The sequence below is a fragment of the Allobosea sp. genome, from assembly GCF_051860145.1.
GTDB lineage: Bacteria > Pseudomonadota > Alphaproteobacteria > Rhizobiales > Beijerinckiaceae > Allobosea.
Window position 1 is genome coordinate 60,702 of the sequence record NZ_JBHYEM010000020.1, and the last position, 18,570, is coordinate 79,271.

The 18,570-nt window shown below is 68.3% G+C and carries 18 protein-coding genes; 7 read left to right on the forward strand and 11 right to left on the reverse strand.

From position 1 onward, the window contains the following. Positions 1-120: 120 nt before the first annotated feature. On the forward strand, positions 121-1,299 hold the full coding sequence (locus tag ACTIF2_RS23185) for an amidohydrolase (RefSeq protein ID WP_439499490.1): 1,179 nt from the start codon (positions 121-123) through the stop codon (positions 1,297-1,299). Here the strand turns inward: ACTIF2_RS23185 and ACTIF2_RS23190 are convergent, their stop codons facing one another. The 9 genes from ACTIF2_RS23190 to uxaC all read right to left on the reverse strand — a co-directional run bounded on the left by ACTIF2_RS23190 (position 1,300) and on the right by uxaC (position 10,109). Then, on the reverse strand, positions 1,300-2,127 hold the full coding sequence (locus ACTIF2_RS23190; RefSeq protein WP_439499491.1) for a transporter substrate-binding domain-containing protein: 828 nt from the start codon (positions 2,125-2,127) through the stop codon (positions 1,300-1,302). Between the two features lie 66 nt (positions 2,128-2,193). Further along, positions 2,194-3,666, reverse strand: a complete 1,473-nt coding sequence (locus tag ACTIF2_RS23195) for a mannitol dehydrogenase family protein (RefSeq protein WP_439499492.1) — start codon at positions 3,664-3,666, stop codon at positions 2,194-2,196. Then, positions 3,663-4,943, reverse strand: coding sequence for a TRAP transporter large permease (locus ACTIF2_RS23200; RefSeq protein ID WP_439499493.1), 1,281 nt, complete (start codon positions 4,941-4,943; stop codon positions 3,663-3,665). Before ACTIF2_RS23200 ends, ACTIF2_RS23195 begins: the two co-directional genes overlap by 4 nt. Before the next feature lie 3 nt (positions 4,944-4,946). Continuing rightward, complete coding sequence (locus tag ACTIF2_RS23205; RefSeq protein ID WP_439499494.1) at positions 4,947-5,480, reverse strand: TRAP transporter small permease; 534 nt, start codon at positions 5,478-5,480, stop codon at positions 4,947-4,949. Positions 5,481-5,670: 190 nt separating this feature from the next. After that, positions 5,671-6,654, reverse strand: coding sequence for a TRAP transporter substrate-binding protein (locus tag ACTIF2_RS23210; RefSeq protein WP_439499495.1), 984 nt, complete (start codon positions 6,652-6,654; stop codon positions 5,671-5,673). Positions 6,655-6,746: 92 nt separating this feature from the next. Then, complete coding sequence (locus tag ACTIF2_RS23215) at positions 6,747-7,088, reverse strand: cupin domain-containing protein (RefSeq protein WP_439499496.1); 342 nt, start codon at positions 7,086-7,088, stop codon at positions 6,747-6,749. Further along, positions 7,085-7,849, reverse strand: coding sequence for a 2-dehydro-3-deoxy-D-gluconate 5-dehydrogenase KduD (gene kduD, locus ACTIF2_RS23220; protein WP_439499497.1), 765 nt, complete (start codon positions 7,847-7,849; stop codon positions 7,085-7,087). The genes ACTIF2_RS23215 and kduD overlap by 4 nt, the downstream gene beginning before the upstream one ends. Beyond that, complete coding sequence (gene kduI / locus ACTIF2_RS23225; RefSeq protein WP_439499510.1) at positions 7,849-8,682, reverse strand: 5-dehydro-4-deoxy-D-glucuronate isomerase; 834 nt, start codon at positions 8,680-8,682, stop codon at positions 7,849-7,851. The genes kduD and kduI overlap by 1 nt, the downstream gene beginning before the upstream one ends. An 11-nt stretch (positions 8,683-8,693) precedes the next feature. Then, the gene (gene uxaC, locus ACTIF2_RS23230) at positions 8,694-10,109 is read right to left on the reverse strand and encodes a glucuronate isomerase (RefSeq protein WP_439499498.1); all 1,416 of its coding nucleotides are present in this window, start codon (positions 10,107-10,109) and stop codon (positions 8,694-8,696) included. Positions 10,110-10,273: 164 nt separating this feature from the next. On the opposite strand from uxaC, the gene ACTIF2_RS23235 reads away from it, so the two are divergent. From ACTIF2_RS23235 to ACTIF2_RS23255, 5 genes are all read left to right on the forward strand, one after another. Then, on the forward strand, positions 10,274-11,005 hold the full coding sequence (locus ACTIF2_RS23235; RefSeq protein WP_439499499.1) for a GntR family transcriptional regulator: 732 nt from the start codon (positions 10,274-10,276) through the stop codon (positions 11,003-11,005). Between the two features lie 164 nt (positions 11,006-11,169). Then, positions 11,170-12,666 carry an ABC transporter substrate-binding protein gene (locus ACTIF2_RS23240; RefSeq protein WP_439499500.1) on the forward strand — a complete coding sequence of 499 codons (1,497 nt, stop codon included), beginning with the start codon at positions 11,170-11,172 and terminating at the stop codon, positions 12,664-12,666. A 3-nt stretch (positions 12,667-12,669) separates the two neighbouring features. Next, positions 12,670-13,617 (forward strand): ABC transporter permease, encoded by a 948-nt coding sequence (locus tag ACTIF2_RS23245; RefSeq protein WP_439499501.1) that lies wholly within the window; start codon positions 12,670-12,672, stop codon positions 13,615-13,617. Further along, positions 13,614-14,468, forward strand: coding sequence for an ABC transporter permease (locus ACTIF2_RS23250; RefSeq protein WP_439499502.1), 855 nt, complete (start codon positions 13,614-13,616; stop codon positions 14,466-14,468). The genes ACTIF2_RS23245 and ACTIF2_RS23250 overlap by 4 nt, the downstream gene beginning before the upstream one ends. A 22-nt stretch (positions 14,469-14,490) precedes the next feature. Then, positions 14,491-15,882 carry an amidase gene (locus tag ACTIF2_RS23255; protein WP_439499503.1) on the forward strand — a complete coding sequence of 464 codons (1,392 nt, stop codon included), beginning with the start codon at positions 14,491-14,493 and terminating at the stop codon, positions 15,880-15,882. A gap of 116 nt (positions 15,883-15,998) precedes the next feature. Here the strand turns inward: ACTIF2_RS23255 and ACTIF2_RS23260 are convergent, their stop codons facing one another. Beyond that, positions 15,999-16,571 carry a DUF4337 domain-containing protein gene (locus ACTIF2_RS23260; protein WP_439499504.1) on the reverse strand — a complete coding sequence of 191 codons (573 nt, stop codon included), beginning with the start codon at positions 16,569-16,571 and terminating at the stop codon, positions 15,999-16,001. A gap of 70 nt (positions 16,572-16,641) precedes the next feature. Continuing rightward, on the reverse strand, positions 16,642-17,568 hold the full coding sequence (locus ACTIF2_RS23265; protein ID WP_439499505.1) for a tyrosine recombinase XerC: 927 nt from the start codon (positions 17,566-17,568) through the stop codon (positions 16,642-16,644). A 135-nt stretch (positions 17,569-17,703) separates the two neighbouring features. Here ACTIF2_RS23265 and ACTIF2_RS23270 point away from each other — a divergent pair. Beyond that, on the forward strand, positions 17,704-18,570 hold an 867-nt coding region (locus ACTIF2_RS23270; protein WP_439499506.1), incomplete at its 3' end, for a primosomal protein N' family DNA-binding protein.

Below are 18,570 nucleotides of genomic sequence, written 5' to 3' on the forward strand. Positions count from 1 at the left end.
TTTCGCAGATCGGTGCGGGGCGCGTCAATGCATGTCGAGGGGCCGGGGCATCCGCCGGACGCGGCTTGTCGGCCCGATCAGGCGGTATAGGCTGCCGCCATTGCCGGAAAGGACAATGCCTTGGACAAAGCCCTCCTCGACACGCTGACGACGTGGCGCCGCCATCTCCATGCCCATCCCGAACTGTCGCAGCAGGAGAGCGAGACCGCGGGCTTCGTCCAGCAGAAGCTCGGTGAGCTCGGCATCCCCTTTGCCGCCGGAATCGGCGGCCATGGCGTCGTCGCGACGCTGACGCGCGGCAATTCGGGCCGGTCGGTCGGGCTGCGGGCCGACATGGATGCGCTGCCGATCGAGGAGGCGAACGAGCTGCCCTACAAGTCCGGCAAGGCGAGCGTCATGCATGCCTGCGGCCATGATGGCCACACCGTCTCGCTGCTCGGGGCCGCCGCGCTGCTGGCGCGGGACGAGAGCTGGGCCGGCACCGTCCAGTTCCTGTTCCAGCCCTCGGAGGAGAACGGGCAGGGCGCGCGGGCGATGATCGCCGACGGGCTGTTCGAACGCTTCCCGATGGAGCGCGTCTTCGGGCTGCACAACTGGCCCGGGCTGGAGGCGGGGACCGTCGCCGTGCATCGCGGCCCCGTGATGGCCGAGCCCGGCCGCTTCAAGATCACGTTGAACGGCACCGCCGGCCATGCCGCCAAGCCCGACCTGGCGCGCGACCCGATCACCGCCATGGCCAGCCTCATCATGGCGCTGCAGACCATCGTCGCCCGCAATGTCGACCCGATGGACAGCGCCGTGGTCTCGGTCGGGCAGATCCATGGCGGGCTGGCGTCGAACCAGATCCCGACCAGCGTCTTCATCGAGGGTACGTTCCGGACCTTCAGGACGGAGGTGCGCGACCGCGTCATGCAGCGCCTGAGCGACATCTCCAACAATATCGCGGCGACCTATGAGATGAGTGCGACGGTCGATTTCATCACGGGCGGCGTCGCGACGATCAACACGCCGCTGGAGGAGGAGATCGCGGCGACGGCGGCGCAGGCGGCCGGGCTCGCGCTGCGGCGCGACATCCCGGCGAGCACGACGAGCGAGGATTTCCCGTTCTTCCTGAAGCATCGTCCCGGCGCCTATGTCTGGATCGGCAACGGGCCGATCGCCACTGACGGCGAGTTGCACAACAACCGCTACGATTTCAACGACGCGATCCTGCCCGCCACGGCCGGATGGCTCGCAGCCGTGGCCAAGCAGGCGCTGGCGGGCGAGATCGCCAACGAGACGCCGGCCGGCCGAACCTGATCAGAACGGGCTCACCGGAAAGAAGCGCAGGTAGAGGCGCGCATAGGTGCCGTCGTCCCAGAGCGCCTGCAGGGCATAGTCGATCGCGCGCTGCAGGCCGGGCTCGTCCTTGCGCATCAGGAAGCCGATGCCCTCGCCGAAATAGCGGCTCTCGAGATAGGGGCCGCCGGTGAAGGCGAGTTCGCCGCCGTTGCGGCCGCCCAGCGCGAGTGCGAGCGCGACGCCGTCGCCGAAGATGAATTCGGCGTCGCCGCTGCGCAGCGAGGCGAGCGCCGCGGCGAGATTGGGCACCTCCCGGCGCTGGACGAAGGGCATCAACCGGTCGAGGAAAGCCTGATGCGCCGTGCCCGCGACGACGGCGACGCGCTTGCCCTGCAGGGTGCGGCTGTCGAGCTCCGGCTGCGCATTGCCGCTCGTCGTGACGAAGCGGGCGGGCGAGCGGAAATAGAGATGGCTCGCGGCGAAGCGGCTGCGGATCTGCGGCGTCAGCGTCATGGCCGCGGCCAGGACATCGCCCCGCCCCTCGGCCAGCGAGTCGAGCAGGGTGTCGAAGCGCCGGGCCTGGACCGTGCAGGTCCACAGCATCTTCTCGCAGATGGCGCGGGAGAGCTCGACCGAGAAGCCGGTCAGGCCGCCATCGGCAGCGGCGAAATGCAGCGGCGGATAATCATCGTCGGTGAGGAAGCGGACCACGCGCGGCGGACCGGGCTCGGGGCGGTCCAGCCTGATCCTGCCGTCCCAGAAATTCGGGACGGTGACGGCGGATTGCGCGATGGCGAGGACCGTGCCGGCGCAGAAAATGCAGGCAAGTATGGCGAGCCGTAGCATGGCCGTATCTGGAGAGAGAACAGCGATATGATCAAGAAGTTTCGCGCGGGGTTCCCCTTCTTCAGCTCACGCTGACACCGCTTCCGCCGTCGCTTTGGCGCCCTTCGCGAACAGGCTTTCGAGATGGCGCGCCACGGCCTGCGTGAACGTCGCCTGATGCGGCAGGTCGGCGCCGAAGATCGCCTCGATGCCGATCAGGCCCTGGCTGAGCGCCCCGGCGTCGCGGCCGGCCGCCGCGCTGATCCGCGCGAACTCGGTCGCCAGCGGATCGCGCACGTCGATCGGCGCGCCTGCCTCGTCGGTGCCGGCGACATAGGCCATCCAGGCGGCGACGCCGAGGGCGAGATGGTCGATGGAGGCGCCGGCCTTCAACCGGTCGCGGATCGTGCCGAGCAGGCGCTGCGGCAGCTTCTGCGAACCGTCCATGGCGATCTGCCAGGTGCGATGCTTGATCGCCGGGTTCTGGAAACGGGAGAGCAGGTCGCCAGCGTAAGCCTTGAGATCGACGCCCTGCGGCGCCGGAACGGCCGGAATGATCTCGCCCCACAGGCCCTGCAGGAAACGGGCGAGGATCGGATCGCCGCTCGCCTGCGCGACCGTCTCGTGGCCGGCGAGATAGCCGAGATAGGCTAGGCTCGAATGGGCGCCGTTGAGCATGCGCAGCTTCATGAACTCGAAGGGCGCCACCTCGGAGACCATTTGCGCGCCGACATCCTCCCATTTTGGACGGCCCAGGGCGAAGGCATCCTCGATCGCCCATTGCCGGAAAGGCTCGCCGATCACCGGCGCGGCGTCCTTCAGGCCGAGCAGGCCGGCGACTTCGGCGATGTCGGCCTCTGTCGTGGCGGGCACGATGCGGTCGACCATCGTCGCGGGGAAAGCGCCGTTGGCCTCGATCCACTGGCTGAGCGCATCGTCGCGCAGCGCCGCGAAATCGCGGACGAGCCCGTGCAGGACCATGCCGTTATGGGGAAGGTTGTCGCAGCTCAGCGCCGTGAAGGGGGCGAGCCCCTCGCGCTTGCGGATCCTGAGGGCCGCGACGATCAGGCCGATCGCCGAGCGCGGCGCGTCGGGATGCTCGAGATCGTGCAGGATGTCGGGGTGGTCGTCCTTGAGGCGGCCGGTTGCCGGGTCGTGGCAATAGCCCTTCTCGGTGACGGTCAGCGAGACGATGCGCGTCTCGGCGGCGGCGAGGCGCGTGACCAAAGCCGCGGGGTCTTCCGGCGCGACGAGCACGTCGAGCACCGAGCCGATGATGCGCAGCTGCGGACCCTCGGGCGCGCGTTTCAGGAAGCAGTAGAGCCCGTCCTGCGGTTTCAGCCGGTCGCGCTGGTCCGGGCGTTGCAGGCTGGCGCCAACGATGCCCCAGGCGCCGAAGTCGCGCTCCAGCGCATCGTCGGTGTACTCGCAGAGATGGGCGCGGGCGAAGGCGCCGAGCCCGAGATGGACGATGCCGGGTTGCAGCGCTGCGCGATCATAGGCGGGACGGCGGATGGAGGCCGGCAGGCGGCCCAGGGTCTGCGACGACAATCTCGTCAATGGAACACTCTCGGCAGCCAGAGGGAGATCGCAGGCACATAGGTCACCAGCAGCAGCACGGCAACGCTGGCGCCGTAGAAGGGCCAGATCGTGCGCATCGATTCCCCGATCGAGACGCGCCCGATGGCGCAGGCGACGAACTGGACCGAGCCGACCGGCGGGGTGTTGAGCCCGATGCCGGCATTCAGGATCAGGATGACGCCGAAATGCACCGGGTCGACGCCGAAGGCCTTGACCACCGGCAGGAAGATCGGCGTGCAGATGATGATCATCGGCGCCATGTCCATGAAGGTGCCGAGCACCAGCAGGATGATGTTGATCATCAGCAGGATGACGAGCGGGTTGTCCGAGACCGCCTTCATCGCGGCGATCGTCGCCTGCGGCACCTGCAGGAAGGCCATCAGCCAGCCGAAGGCGCCGGCTGCGCCGATCACCAGCAGCACCATCGCCGTGGTCCGGACGGCGCCGAGCGTCGCCTCCAGGAAGGCGTTCCAGCTGAGCTGGCGATAGACGAGGACGGTGATGAGGATCGCGTAGACGACGGCGATGCAGGAGGATTCGGTCGCGGTGAAGACGCCCGAGCGGACGCCGCCGAAGATGATGAAGATCAGCAGGATGCCCGGCAGCGCCGCCACGACATAGCGCCCCACCGCGGCGAAGCCCGGAAAGGCCTCGCGCGGATAGCCGCGCCTGACCGCGACGGCCCAGGCCGCGATCATCAGCGCGACGCAGAGCATCAGACCGGGAATGATGCCGGCGGTGAAGAGATCCGCGATCGAGATATTGCCGCCCGCCGAGAGCGAATAGATGATCATGTTGTGCGAGGGCGGGATCAGGAGCGCGATGATCGCCGCATTCGCCGTGACGTTGACGGCATAGTCGGCGTCATAGCCGCGCTTGACCATTTGCGGGATCATCAGGCCGCCGACCGCGGAGGCATCGGCGACGGCCGAGCCGGAGATGCCGCCGAACAGGGTGCAGGTCACGACATTGACCTGGCCGAGGCCGCCGCGCAGATGGCCGACCAGGCTCGAGGCCATCTGGATCAGCCGCTCGGCGATGCCGCCGCGGATCATCAGGTCGCCGGCATAGATGAAGAACGGGATCGCCATCATCGCGAAGGCGTTCATGCCGGAATTCATCTGCTGGAAGACGACGACGGGCGGCAGGCCCATATAGGCGACCGTCGCCAGCGAGGCGATGCCGAGGCAGAAGGCGACCGGCGTGCCGATCAGCAGCAAGAGCGCGAAGACGCCGAACAGGACCCAGAGTTCCATGGCTCAGACTTCCTGCGCGGAGGAGAAATGGCTGAAGCCGAGCGGCGCCGCCTTTACCTTGGTGAGGAAGAGCATCAGCTTCTCGAGCGAGAACAGGGCGATCAGGCCGCCGCCGGCCGCCATCGGGATGTAGTCCCAGCCGCGCGAGATGCCGATGATCGGCATGCGGTCGCTCCAGGTGCCGATGGCGAGCTGCGCGCCATAGAGCAGCATGGCGAGCCCGAACATGCCGACAAGCAGCTCGGTGAGGATGATCAGCGCGGCCCGCAGCGGCGGCGGCGACAAAGCGAGCCCGACCTCGAAGCCGAGATGGTCGCTCTCGCGCACGCCGACCGAGGCGCCGAGCAGGATGAACCAGGCCATCAGCCAGAGCGACATCGCCTCGACCCAGGTCGGCGTGTCGTTGAGCACGTAGCGGCCGAACACGCCCCAGGCGACCATCACGGTCATGGCGACGAGGCCGGCGCCCGCCAGCAGCAGGGAGGCGAGGCTGAGCTTGGCCGCGATGCGGGTCAGCACTTGGGTGAAGGCGTGCATTGGGGCACTCGATTGCTGTGAGATCTGCGGTCTTCGTCGTCTCATCCGGGCCGTCGTCCCGGGCGGAGCGAAGTGGAGACCCGGGATCCATGCCGGAACGGTCAGGCATGGATCCCGGATCGGCGCCGCTTCGCGGCTTGTCCGGGATGACGATGCTGGATCGGCGCGGCGCGGACGCCCGCCAATCAGTTCACTTCACCGCCTGGATCGCGGCGACCATGTCCTTCAGCTTCGCGTCGGTGACGAACTTGTCGTAGACCGGCTTCATCGCGTCGATGAAAGGCTGCTTCTCGACAGCGTTGACCTGCGCGCCGCCGGCCTTGACCTTGGCCTCCGAGGCCTTCTCGCGCGCATCCCAGAGCTCGCGCATCTTGGCGACGGATTCCTTGGCGGCGGCCTTGATCAGCGCCTGGTCGGCGGCGTTGAACTTGTCGAAGCTCTTCTTCGACATCACCAGCACCTCCGGCGAGAGCGAGTGCTCGGTCTGCGAATAGAATTTCGAGACCTCGAAATGCCGGGTCGATTCATAGGAGGGCCAGTTGTTCTCGGCGCCGTCGATGACGCCGGTCTGCAGGCCGGAATAGACCTCGCCGAAATTCATCGGCGTGGCGTTGGCGCCGAGCGCCGAGACCAGGGCGACGAACATGTCCGATTGCTGGACGCGGATCTTCAGGCCCTTCATGTCGGCCGGGCTGTTGATCGCGCGCTTCGAATTATAGAAGGAGCGCGAGCCGGAATCGTAGAAGGCGAGGCCGATCAGGTCGTGCTTCTCGAAATCCTTCAGCAGGTTGTCGCCGATCGGTCCGTCCATGACCTTCCGCATGTGGTCGACCGAGCGGAAGATGAAGGGCAAAGACGGCACGTTGGTCGCCGGGATCAGGTTGTTGAACGGCGCCATGTTGATGCGGTTCATGTCGATGACGCCGAACCGGGTCTGGTCGATCGTGTCCTTCTCCTGGCCGAGCTGGGCCGAGTGGAAGACGTTGATCTTGATGCGCCCGTTGGTCTTCTGCTCGAGGAGCTGGCCCATGTACTTGACCGCCTCGATGGTTGGATAGCCGTCCGGATGGATGTCGGTGGAGCGCAGGGTGACATTCTGCGCCTGGGCCGTGCCGGCCGTCGCCGCGACGAAGGCCGCGCCTGCAAGGATGGAGAGCGTGCGTCTGGTGAGCATGATGAGGTTCCTCCCGTTTTCGATCCGCCGGCTTTTTCCGGTCGTTCTTGCCCCGTGTCTGGGAGCCGCGCCGGCACCTGCCGGTCGCGGCCTTAGAGAAATTCCCCCCGCATCGGCGTGAAGGAATCGATCAACTGCCCGGCCTCGACGGCGGTGACGCCGTGAACGAGGTTCTCGGGCACGAAGAATGTGTCGCCGGCGGAAAGCCGGCCGGTCCGCCCGTCGATGGTGACGTCGAAGACGCCGCTCTCGACATAGGACGCCTGGCGGTGCGGATGCTGGTGCGCCCTGCCGACCGCACCGGCCTCGAAGGCGACGCGCACGACCATCAGGTCCGGGCCATAGGCCATGATCTTGCGCCTGACGCCCGGTTCGGTCGCCTCCCAGGCGATGTCGCGCTCATGCTGGAAGAATGAATTGAGACGCTCGGTCATCGTGCCAGCCAGCCTCCGTCGACGGGGATGACGGCGCCGTGCATGTAGGCGGCGGCGTCGCTCGCCAGGAAGACCGCGGCGCCCCCGATATCCGAGGGCTTGCCCCAGCGCCCGGCCGGGATGCGCGCGAGGATCGCGGCGTTGCGCTCCGTGTCGGCCCGCAACGCCTGCGTGTTGTTGGTCTCGACATAGCCGGGCGCGATCGCATTGACGTTGATGCCGTGCTGCGCCCATTCGCAGGCGAGCAGCCGTGTCAGCCCGGCGAGACCGCTCTTGCTCGCCGTGTAGGAGGCGACGCGGATGCCGCCCTGGAAGGAGAGCAGCGAGGCGATGTTGACGATGCTCCCGCCGCGGCCGGCCGCCAGCGCCGCCCTGGCGAAGGCCTGGGCCAGGAAGAAATTGGCCTTGAGGTTGAGGTTCATCACCTCGTCCCAATCGGCCTCGCCGAAGTCGAGCGCGTCGGCGCGGCGGATGATGCCGGCATTGTTGACCAGGATGTCGAGCGGCCCGGCGAGCGCGGTGGCCTCCTCGATGACGCGCGGCGCGACGCCGTTCTGCTGGAGATCGGCCTGGAGCGGCAGGCAGGCGCCGCCGGCCTGCCGCAGGAGCGCCACGGTCTCGTCCATGGCCGAGCGCCCCGCTGCCACGACCGTCGCCCCGGCCTCAGCCAGCGCCAGCGCGATGCCCTGGCCGATGCCGGTATTGGCGCCGGTGACCAGTGCCGCGCGGCCCGACAGATCGAAGGGCGAGCGGGCGGCCATCAGCGCAGCGTCTCGACGGGCGCGGCGTCCATGTCGGTGAACTCGACATTGTCGCCGGCCATGGCCCAGACGAAGGCGTAGTTCGAGGTGCCGCAGCCGCAATGGATCGACCAGTTCGGCGCGATCACGGCCTGCTCGTTGGCGACGAGCAGATGGCGGGTCTCAGTCGGCTCGCCCATGAAATGGAAGACGCGGTGGGCCGGGTCGAGGTTGAAATAGAGATAGGCCTCCATCCGCCGCGTATGGGTGTGGCAGGGCATCGAGTTCCAGACCGAGCCGGGTTCCAGCGCCGTCATGCCCATGACGAGCTGGTTGGTGCCGGTGGTGTTCGGCATCAGATATTGCCGGATGGTGCGCTTGTTCGAGGTCTCGGTGCTGCCGAGATGCATCGTGTTGGCATCGGCCTGGCGCAGCATCTGATGGGGCGCCTCGCGATGGGCCGGCGCGCTGGTCAGGTAGAATTTTGCGGGATTGGCCGGGTCGGTGCTGGCGAAGGCGACGTCCCTGGCGCCGAGGCCGACATAGAGCGCGTCGAGATTGGGCAGATCGAAGCGCTGTCCATCGACGGTCACGGTGCCGGCGCCGCCGATATTGATGATTCCGAGCTCGCGCCGGGCGAGGAAGAAGGGCGTGCCGGTCGGCGCGAAGGGATCGAGCGTCAGCGGCGAGGCGATCGGCATGGCGCCGCCGACTATCATGCGGTCGTAATGGCTGTAGGTCAGGGTCAGCTCGCCCGGCACGAAGACGCGCTCGACCAGGAAATCCTGGCGCAGGGCCTGCGTGTCATAGCGCCTGACGTCGCGCGGATGCGCGGCCTGGCGTTCGTCGATCATCTCGGCGCTGGTCACAGGCGATAGGCCTCCTTGGCCAGGCGGTAGGCGAGGTCATGGGCGACTTCGGCAGCCTCGTCCTCGTCGAGCCGGTGCTCGGCGACGAGCTTGGCGAGATAGGCGCAGTCGCAGCGCCGGGCGACATCGTGGCGCGCGGGGATCGAGAGATAGGCGCGGGTATCGTCGTTGAAGCCGACGGTGTTGTAGAAGCCGGCGGTCTCGGTGGTCAGCTCGCGGAAGCGCAGCATGGCCTCGGGCGCATCGAGGAACCACCAGCCGGGGCCGAGCTTCAGCGCCGGATAGTGTCCCGCCAGCGGCGCGAGCTCGCGCGAATAGCTGGTCTCGTCCAGCGTGAAGGCGATGACCGTGAGGTTCGGCTCGTTGCCGACCGCGTCGAGCAGCGGCTTCAGCGCCGTGACGTAGTCGGTCTGGCGCGGGATGTCGGAGCCCATGTCGCGGCCGAAGACCTCGAACAGATGCGGGTTGTGGTTGCGGAAGGAGCCGGGGTGGATCTGCAGGACGAGGCCGTCATCGAGGCTCATCCTGGCCATCTCGGTCAGTATCTGGCCGCGGAAGAGATCGGCATCCTCGGCCGAGAACTTGCCCTTCAGGAGCTTGGCGAAAAGCTTCTCGCATTCGGCCTGCGAGAGGTTGGCGGTGCGCGCCGTGGCATGGCCATGGTCGGATGAGGTCGCGCCGCGCTGCTTGAAATAGGCGCGGCGGGCGCGGTGGGCGGCGAGATAGCCGCTCCAGCTCGTGACGTCCTCGCCGGTCAGCTCACCGAAGCGTTCGAGATTGTCCTTGAAGCCCTCGAATTCCGGATCGACGACGCTGTCGGGGCGATAGGCGGTGACGACCTTGCCGGCCCAGCCCGAGTCCCGGATCATGTCGTGCCATTTCAGCTCGTCGAGCGCGCCCTCGGTGGTCGCGATCGCCTCGATGTTGAAACGCTCGAACAGGGCGCGCGGGCGGTACTCGTCCTGCTCCAGCTTCTCGGCGATGCGATCGTAGATCCGGTCGGCATTCTCGACGTTCAGGCGTTCGTTGATGCCGAAAACGCCGGAGAGCGCATGCTCGAACCAGAGTCGCGTCGGGGTGCCGCGGAAGAGATGCCAGTGGCTGGCGAAGAGCCGCCAGATCGCGCGCGGGTCGGCCTCGACCTTGTTTTTTCCTCGGCCGCCATCCTTGCGGGGGATGCCGAGCTGCTCGAGGCGCACGCCCTGCGAATAGAGCATCCGGAAGATGTAGTGGTCGGGCTTGACCAGAAGCGTCGCAGGATCGGGGAAGGGCGCGTTCTCGGCGAACCAGCGCGGGTCGGTATGGCCGTGCGGCGAGATGATCGGGAGATCGCGAATCCCGGCATAGAGCCGGCGCGCGATGCCGCGCGTCACCGGGTCCGCGGGAAAGAGGCGATCATCGTGCAACAGCATCAGCTAACGGTCCTGAATTGAACGGCGCCCAGTGTAGAGGCGCAGGAGGCGTCGGGTCAATAAACTAATATACTAGTATGTCAAAGCCCGTTGTGATACCCGCTTGATCGGTTTCAGGACGGGCAGGTGAGCGAATGGAGAATGGGCGGGCGCAGGACGAGGCAATGCCGGAGGCCGCCGGCGGCAACGATCCGGCACGGCGCGGACGGCGGCCGCAGCGCCGCGACGCCGGGCCGGCGGCAAGATCGACCGCTGCCTCGCTGGTCCAGGACGATCTCCGGCGGTCGATCCTCGCCATGGAGCTCAGGCCGGCGGCAGCGCTCACGGAAAAGGAGCTGACCACGCGTTTCGGCGTCAGCCGCACGCCCGTGCGCGAGGCCCTGATCCGCTTGAAGGAGGAGGGGCTGGTCGAGATCTTCCCGCAGGCCGGAACCTTCGTGGCGCGCATTCCCGTCGGCGCGATTCCCGAGGCGGTGTTCATCCGGCAGGCCCTGGAATGCGCCACGGTCGAGTTGCTGGCGCAGATCGCGACGCCCGAGACCATCGCCCGGCTCGACGCGATGATCGCGCGGCAGCACGAGACCTTCGATGCCGGCGACCAGGAGAATTTCCACCTCGCCGACGAGGCCTTCCACGAGACGCTGGCCGAGGCGGCCGGCTATCCCGGGATCTGGAAGATCGCGCAGGCCGCCAAGAGCCAGATCGACCGCTGCCGGCGCATGACCCTGCCCGTGCCCGGGCGCATGGAGATGGTGATCCGCGAGCATCTCTCGATCCTCGATGCCGTGCGCAAGGGCCGCGCCAGCGAGGCGGCGGCGGCAATGCGCACCCATCTCGGCACGCTGCTGCCGGACCTGGTCCATCTGCAAGCCAAGCATCCGGACTACTTCGTCTGACAAGGTCGTCATTCTCGGGCGGAGCGTAGCGCAGACCCGAGAATCTCTTTCCGGAGATGCTCGGGTCAAGCCCGAGCATGACGGGCCGGTTACCCGCAAGCACCCTTGCCTCCCGCCCGTCTCCCGCGCATCTTGCACTGCGACATGGGAGCCGGGAGCAGACGATGACGACGCGGCGTGACCTTCTTGCCGGAGCGGGCGCGTCCGCGCTCATGGCGCAGTTGCCCAGCCCGGCTCAGAGCCAGGCCAGGGCCAAGGACAGCGTCATCATCGCCATGACGCTCGAGCCGCCGACGCTCGATCCGACATCGGGCGCGGCGCAGGCGATCCGCGAGGTCACGCTGCAGAACATCTTCGAGGGCCTGGTCAAGATGGACCGGACCGGCAAGATCGTGCCCTGCCTGGCAGAGAGCTGGGAGATCGCGCCCGACAACGTCACCTACAGTTTCAAGCTGCGGCGCGGCGCCACCTTCCATGACGGCACGCCCTTCAGCGCCGAACAGGTCAAGTTCTCGTTCGAGCGGGCGGTGGCGCCCGACTCGACCAATGCCCAGCGCCAGCTCTTCGTGCCGATCGCCGAGATCGCGACGCCCGACCCGGCGACGGTGGTGATCAAGCTGAAGCAGCCGACGGCGAATTTCCTCTACGGGCTCGCCTGGGGCGACGCCGTGATCGTCGCGCCGGCGAGCGCCGCCAACAACAAGACCAACCCGATCGGCACCGGCCCGTTCAAGTTCACGCGCTGGAACCGTGGCGACCGGCTCGAGCTCGAGCGCTTCGACGGCTATTGGGGCGACAAGCCGGCGCTGGCCAGGGCGACCTTCCGCTTCATTTCCGATCCGCAGGCGCAGGTTGCCTCGCTGCGGGCCGGCGATGTCGACGCCCAGACCAATCTGGCGGCGCCGGAGGCCGTGCCGCAGCTCAAGGCCGATCTCAAGCTGAAGGTCACCTTCGGCAAGACCGAGGGCGAGGTCGTCCTCGCCATCAACAACGCCAAGCCGCCCTTCAACGACCTGCGCGTGCGCCAGGCCATCGCGCATGTGCTCGACCGCAAGACCATCGCGCTCGGTGTCTACGGCTTCGACGTCGATCTGATCGGCAGCCATTTCTCGCCGCTGCATCCGGCCTATGTCGATCTGACGGGCACCTATCCCGTCGACATTCCCAAGGCCAAAGCGCTGCTGGCGCAGGCCGGCTTCCCCAACGGCTTCAACTGCACCCTGAAGCTGCCGCCGCCGGCCTATGCGCGACGCTCGGGCGAGATCATCGCGGCGCTGCTGGCGCAGATCGGCATCAATGCCGCGATCGAGCCGCTCGAATTCCCGCAATGGCTGGAGCGCGTCTTCCGCGGCAAGGATTTCGATCTCAGCGTCATCGCCCATACCGAGCCGCTCGACATCGATATCTATGCCCGCGACGACTACTACTTCCAGTACAGGAATCCCGAGTTCAAGGCCCTGATGGCCAAGATCGCGGTGACGCTCGACGAGGGCCAGCGCAACGAGATGTATCGCGAGGCGCAGCGCATCCTCGCCCGCGACGCGGTCAACGGCTTCCTGTTCGTGCTGCCGAAGATCACGGTGACGGCTGCAGGGCTGGAGGGCATGTGGACCGATTGGCCGCTGCCGATCACGCCGCTCGCCGAGGTGCGCTGGCGCTAGGTCGTGCTGTCCTATCTCGCGCGCAGGGTCGTCGCGCTCGTCGCCGCGCTGGCCGGGGCGGCACTGGTGATCTTCGTCGCGCTCGAGATCCTGCCGGGCGACCCGGCCGCGGTGACGCTCGGGCTCAACGCCGCGCCGGAGGCGCTGACGGCGCTGCGGCTGGAGATGGGGCTCGACAAGCCGGCCCCGGTCCGGTTCCTGGCCTGGGTCGGCGGCCTGCTGACCGGCGATCTCGGCCTGAGCTACACCTATCGCGTGCCGGTCTCGCAGCTCATCGGCGAGCGCATGCTGGTGACCTTGCCGCTGGCGCTGGCGGCGATCGTGCTCGCGACGCTGATCGGCGTGCCGCTCGGCCTGCTCGCGGCGGCGAACCACAACCGCCCGGCCGACGCAGCGGTGATGGTTTTCGCGCAGCTCGGACTGGCCGTGCCGAATTTCTGGTTCGGGCTGCTGCTTGTCCTGTGCTTCGCGATCGGGCTCGGCTGGTTTCCGGCCGGCGGCTTTCCGGGCTGGCATGCCGGAGCGGGGCCCGCCATCAAGGCGCTGCTGCTGCCGGCCTTCGCGCTCGCCCTGCCGCAGGCCGCGATCCTGGCGCGGGTGACGCGTTCGTCGATGCTCGACACGCTGCAGGAGGATTTCGTCCGCACCGCCCGCGCCAAGGGGCTGGCCGAGCCGGCGACCGTCGTCCGGCACGCCCTGCGCAACGCCCTGATCCCGGTCGTCACCATCATGGGGCTGCAATTCTCGGTGCTGATCGCCGGCGCGATCATCATCGAGAACGTCTTTGCGCTGCCTGGGCTCGGGCGGCTCGTCTTCCAGTCGATCACCCAGCACGACCTGATCGTGGTCAAGGACCTGGTGATGCTGTTCGCGGCGCTGGCGATCATCGTCAATTTCGCGGTCGAGCTGCTCTACGGGCTGATCGATCCGCGCCTGCGGGAAGCCTCATGACGGCGGCCGAAGAACCGGTCCGGATCCGGCGCTGGTGGGCCGGCCCGTCCTTCCTGCTCGGCCTCCTGCTGACCGGGCTCGTGGTCGCGGCCGCGCTGATCTCCTATCTGTGGACGCCGCATCAGCCGACGCAGATGGCGATCCTCAACCGGCTGAAGCCGCCTTCGGCCGCCAACTGGTTCGGCACCGACCAGTTCGGCCGCGACGTGTTCTCGATGATCATGGTCGGCGCGCGCAATTCGCTGGCGGTGGGGCTGGGTGCGGTCGGACTCGGGCTCGTGCTGGGCACGTTGCTCGGGCTTCTGGCCGCGATCCGGCGCGACGGCTTCGTCGACCACCTGATCATGCGCACGGCCGATTTCACCCATGCCTTCCCGGCGGTGCTGACGGCGATCATGATCACCGCGATCGCCGGGCCCGGCATGCTCAACGCCGTCGTCGCGATCGCCATCCTGAACCTGCCCTATTTCGCGCGGCTGGCGCGCGGCGTGGCAATCCAGGTCTGGACGCGCGACTATATCCAGGCGGCGCGATCAGCCGGGCTGACGCCGCTGCAGATCACCTTCCGCCATGTCCTACCCAATATCGGCGGCGTCATCGTGGTGCAGGCGACGATCCAGTTCGCGCTAGCCATCCTGGCCGAAGCCGGTCTTTCCTATCTCGGGCTCGGCACGCAGCCGCCGAACCCGTCCTGGGGCCGCATGCTGAACGAGGCGCAGACCTTCATGGCGGTGCAGCCCTGGCTCGCGATCTTTCCTGGCGCGGCCATCGCGATGGCCGTGCTGGGCTTCAACCTGCTCGGCGACGGCTTGCGCGACGCGATCGATCCGCGCCTGCGGCGAAGCCGTTGAACGGCACTCTGAGGAACCCGACATGTCCACCGATCTTGCCGATCTGAGCGCGAAGGACCTTTTGGCGGCCTACGGCTCTCGCGAGCTCTCGCCGGTCGAAGTGACGGAGGCGGTGATCGCTCGGATCGAGGCCTGCGAGCCGCAGCTCAAGGCGCTCTACGCCTATGACCCTGCCGGCGCCCGGGAGATGGCGAAGGCCTCGCAGGCGCGCTGGCTCAGGGGCGAGGCGCTGGCGCTCGACGGCGTGCCGGGCACGATCAAGGAGAACATCGCGACGAAGGGCGTAGCCGTGCCGCTCGGGACCGCGGCGCGCGACCTCGCCCCGGCGGCGGAGGACGCACCGCCCGCCGCCCGCCTGCGCGAGGCCGGCTGCGTCATCCTCGCCAAGACCACGATGCCGGATTACGGCATGCTCTCCTCCGGGCTTTCCAGCTTCCATGCGCTGGCGCGCAATCCCTGGGACGTGAGCAGGAACCCGGGCGGCTCCTCGGCCGGCGCGGGTGCGGCGGGAGCCGCCGGCTACGGGCCGCTGCATGTCGGCACCGATATCGGCGGATCGATCCGCCTGCCGGCCGGCTGGTGCGGGCTGGTCGGCCTGAAACCGAGCTTCGGCCGGGTGCCGATCGACCCGAGCTATTACGGCCGCGTCGCCGGGCCGATGACGCGGACGGTCGCGGATGCGGCGCTGATGATGCGCGAATTGTCGAAGCCGGACAGCCGCGACGGCATGAGCCTGCCGCCGCAGGAGATCGACTGGATGGCGCTCGACCTCGATGTGAAGGGCCTGCGGCTGGGACTGCAGCTCGATGCCGGGATCGGCCTGCCGGTCGAGCCCGCGACCAGGGCCGCGGTCGAGGCGGCGGCGAAGGCCTTCGCGGCAGCCGGCGCGACGATCGAACCCGTGGCGCCCTTCCTGACGCGGGAGATGCTGGACGGGCTCGACGATTTCTGGCGCCAGCGCGCCTGGGCCGATATCGGCGGCCTGCCGAAGGAGAAGCAGGACAAGGTGCTGCCCTATATCTTCGCCTGGGCAGAGGGCGGGCGGAACCTGAGCGGCGACAAGGTCTATCGTGGCATGAGCCAGATGATCGCGATGCGCGACGCGTCGCTGCGGGCCTGCGCGCCTTTCGATTTCGTGCTGTCGCCGGTCTCGCCGGTGCCGGCCTATGCGGCGGAGCTGGCCTCGCCGATCCATGATCCGCAGCGGCCGTTCGAGCACATCACCTTCACGGTCGCGGCGAACATGTCCGACCAGCCGTCGATTTCGGTTCATGCCGGGCTGACCCCGGACGGCCTGCCGATCGGCCTGCAGATCACGGGGCGCCGCTTCGACGATCTCGGCGTGCTGAGAATGGCGAAGGCCTGGGAGGGCTTGCGCGGCGGTGAGGTGCCCTGGCCGCGTCCGCCGATGTGAGCTGCGCCGGAATACATTCGTCATCGCGAGCGCAGCGAAGCGATCCAGAGGGTCTCACGCACTCCCCTGGATTGCTTCGTCGGCTGCGCCTCCTCGCAATGACGGTGGGCGCGCTGTCAGAACAGCGCCGTCGGTGCGAACTGCGCCACCAGCATCAGGGCAAAGCCGAGCAGGCCGAGGCCGGCGCCGGTGAAGGCCAGCAGCGTCACGCCGGTGATGATCGCGGCCGAGGAGATCACGATCGCGATCTGCAGCAGGCCGGAGACGATGTCGTATTTGTCGTCGCGCGCACTCGAGACGTCGCGCTGGGCCTCCGCCGCCTTGGCGCGAGCGGCCAGTTCCTTGCGCCCCTCATTGGTCTCGGGCTCGGAATCGTAGCGGGCGGCAGTCTGCTTCCAGGTTTCGATGCGCTTCTCCATGCGCGCGCGGCTGGCCGGGTCGGTCACGGCGGCGAGCTCGACCTCCATCGCCTCGGTCGCGGTGCGTAGGGTCGTGGCGCGAATCGTCTTGGCCTGGAAGAAGGCCCAGAGGTTGGAGGCCTCGATATTCTTCGCCACCGCGTCCTGCTCGGCGTTCTTGCCGCCGATCTCGGAGAAGGCGAGCATCAGCGCCAGCAGCGCGATGAGGAGCGCGATGCGCTTGTTGCCGCTCGAGACGGTCTCGGCGGCTTCGGTTGCAGGCGACGACATGATTCGGATTCCCCCGGACGAGGGCGCGCAATGGCCGGGTTCCGGGGCGGAAGCAAGGGGGATGCCGTGGTCAGCGCCCGGCGCGCGGATGGGCAGCGTCATAGGCCGCCATCAGCCGGGCCGAATCGATGCGGGTATAGATCTGCGTCGTCGAGAGCGAGGCGTGGCCGAGCAGCTCCTGGATCGCCCGCAAATCGCCGCCGCGCCCGAGCAGATGGGTGGCGAAGGAATGGCGCAGGCTGTGCGGCGTCGCTGAAGAGGGCAGGCCGAGCGCGCCGCGCAAGCCCTCGACCGCGAGCTGGATGATGCGCGGCGAGAGCGGCCCGCCCTTGGCGCCGAGGAAGAGCGGACCTTCCGGCGGCAGGCGCCAGGGGCAGAGCGACAGGTATTCTTCGATCGCCGTGACCACGACCGGCAGCACCGGGACCATGCGGGTCTTCTGGCCCTTGCCGATCACGGTCAGCGTTTCCGAGGCGCTTTTCGGCGCCTGCGCCCGCGACAGCGCCAGGGCCTCGGAGATGCGCAGGCCGCAGCCATAGAGCAGGGCGAGGACGGCGGCGTCGCGAGCCAGGATCCAGGCCTCGCGTTCCTCGCCGGCGCGGATATCGGCCTGGGTGACGGCTTTCGCCGCCTTGGCGTCGAGCGGGCGCGGCAGCGATTTGCCGATGCGCGGTCCGCGCGTCGCGGCGAAGGCCGAGGCGGTGAACTTGCCCTTGCGCTCGCCGAAGCGGGCGAAGGAGCGCAAGGCCGCGAGCTGGCGCATCAGGGTGCGGTTGCCGACGCCGTCGCGCCGGCGCTGGCCGAGGAAGGCACGCAGGTCGAGCGGCTTCAGCGCGGCGATGTCGGCGAGCGTCGGCGCGCCGCCGAGATGGCTATCGAGGAAGGCGGCGAACTGGCCGAGGTCTCGGCCATAGGCTTCGAGCGTCTTGGGCGAGAGCCGGCGCTCGCTGGCGAGATGAGCGAGCCAGTCGCGGCGGAGGGTCTCGAAATCTGTCATGGCTTGCCTGCCGTCATGCTCGGGCTTGACCCGAGCATCTCTACCCGCGCCTGACTCCCGAGGAGATGCTCGGGTCAAGCCCGAGCATGACGGTGTCACCTTAACAGGGACCGAATCGGTGCTAGACACGGCCGCATGAGCGAGGAACAGACGAACGCGGAAGGCGGCGGCACGGTCGACGTGCTGATCCCGCTCGCGCTCGACCAGGCCTATAGCTACGCCGTGCCCGACGGCCTGGTGCTGAAGCCGGGCGATGTCGTGCAGGTGCCGCTCGGCCCGCGCGAGACGGTGGGCGTCGTCTGGAGCCTCGGTTCCGGGCGCGGCGGCAATCTCAAGCGGGTCAGCGGCCTCTACGATATGCCTCCGCTCGATCCGGCTCTGATGAAGCTGGTCGACTGGGTGGCGTGGTACACGCTCGCCGCCAAGGGCTCGGTGCTGGCGCTGGCGCTGCGGCGCCCTCCCGACGATACGCCGGAGCGGCCGAAGCTGGGCGTCAGGCTCGTCGGCCCGCCGCCGGCGCGGATGACCCCGGCCCGCGCCCGTGCCATCGCGGCGGCCGAAGGCGGCCTGCTGATCGCGAAATCGGCCCTGGCCGAGGCGGCCTCGGTCAGCACCGCGGTGATCGATTCGCTCGTCGATGCCGGCACTTTCGCGATCGAGCCGCTGCCGCGCGAGGCGGTCGCGGACCGTCCCGATCCCGACCATGCACGGCCGGCCCTGTCGGAGGCTCAAGGAGTGGCCGCCACGGCGCTGGCGGCTTCGGTCAGGGCGGCCGCCTACGGCGTGACCCTGCTCGAAGGCGTCACCGGTTCAGGCAAGACCGAGGTCTATTTCGAGGCTGTCGCGGAGGCGATCAGGCTCGGGCGGCAGAGCCTGATCCTGATGCCGGAGATCGCGCTGACGGCGCAATTCATCGACCGGTTCGAGGCGCGCTTCGGCGTGCGGCCCGGCCTGTGGCATTCGGCGGTCTCGGGGCGGCGGCGCGAGCGCCTGCAGGCCGCG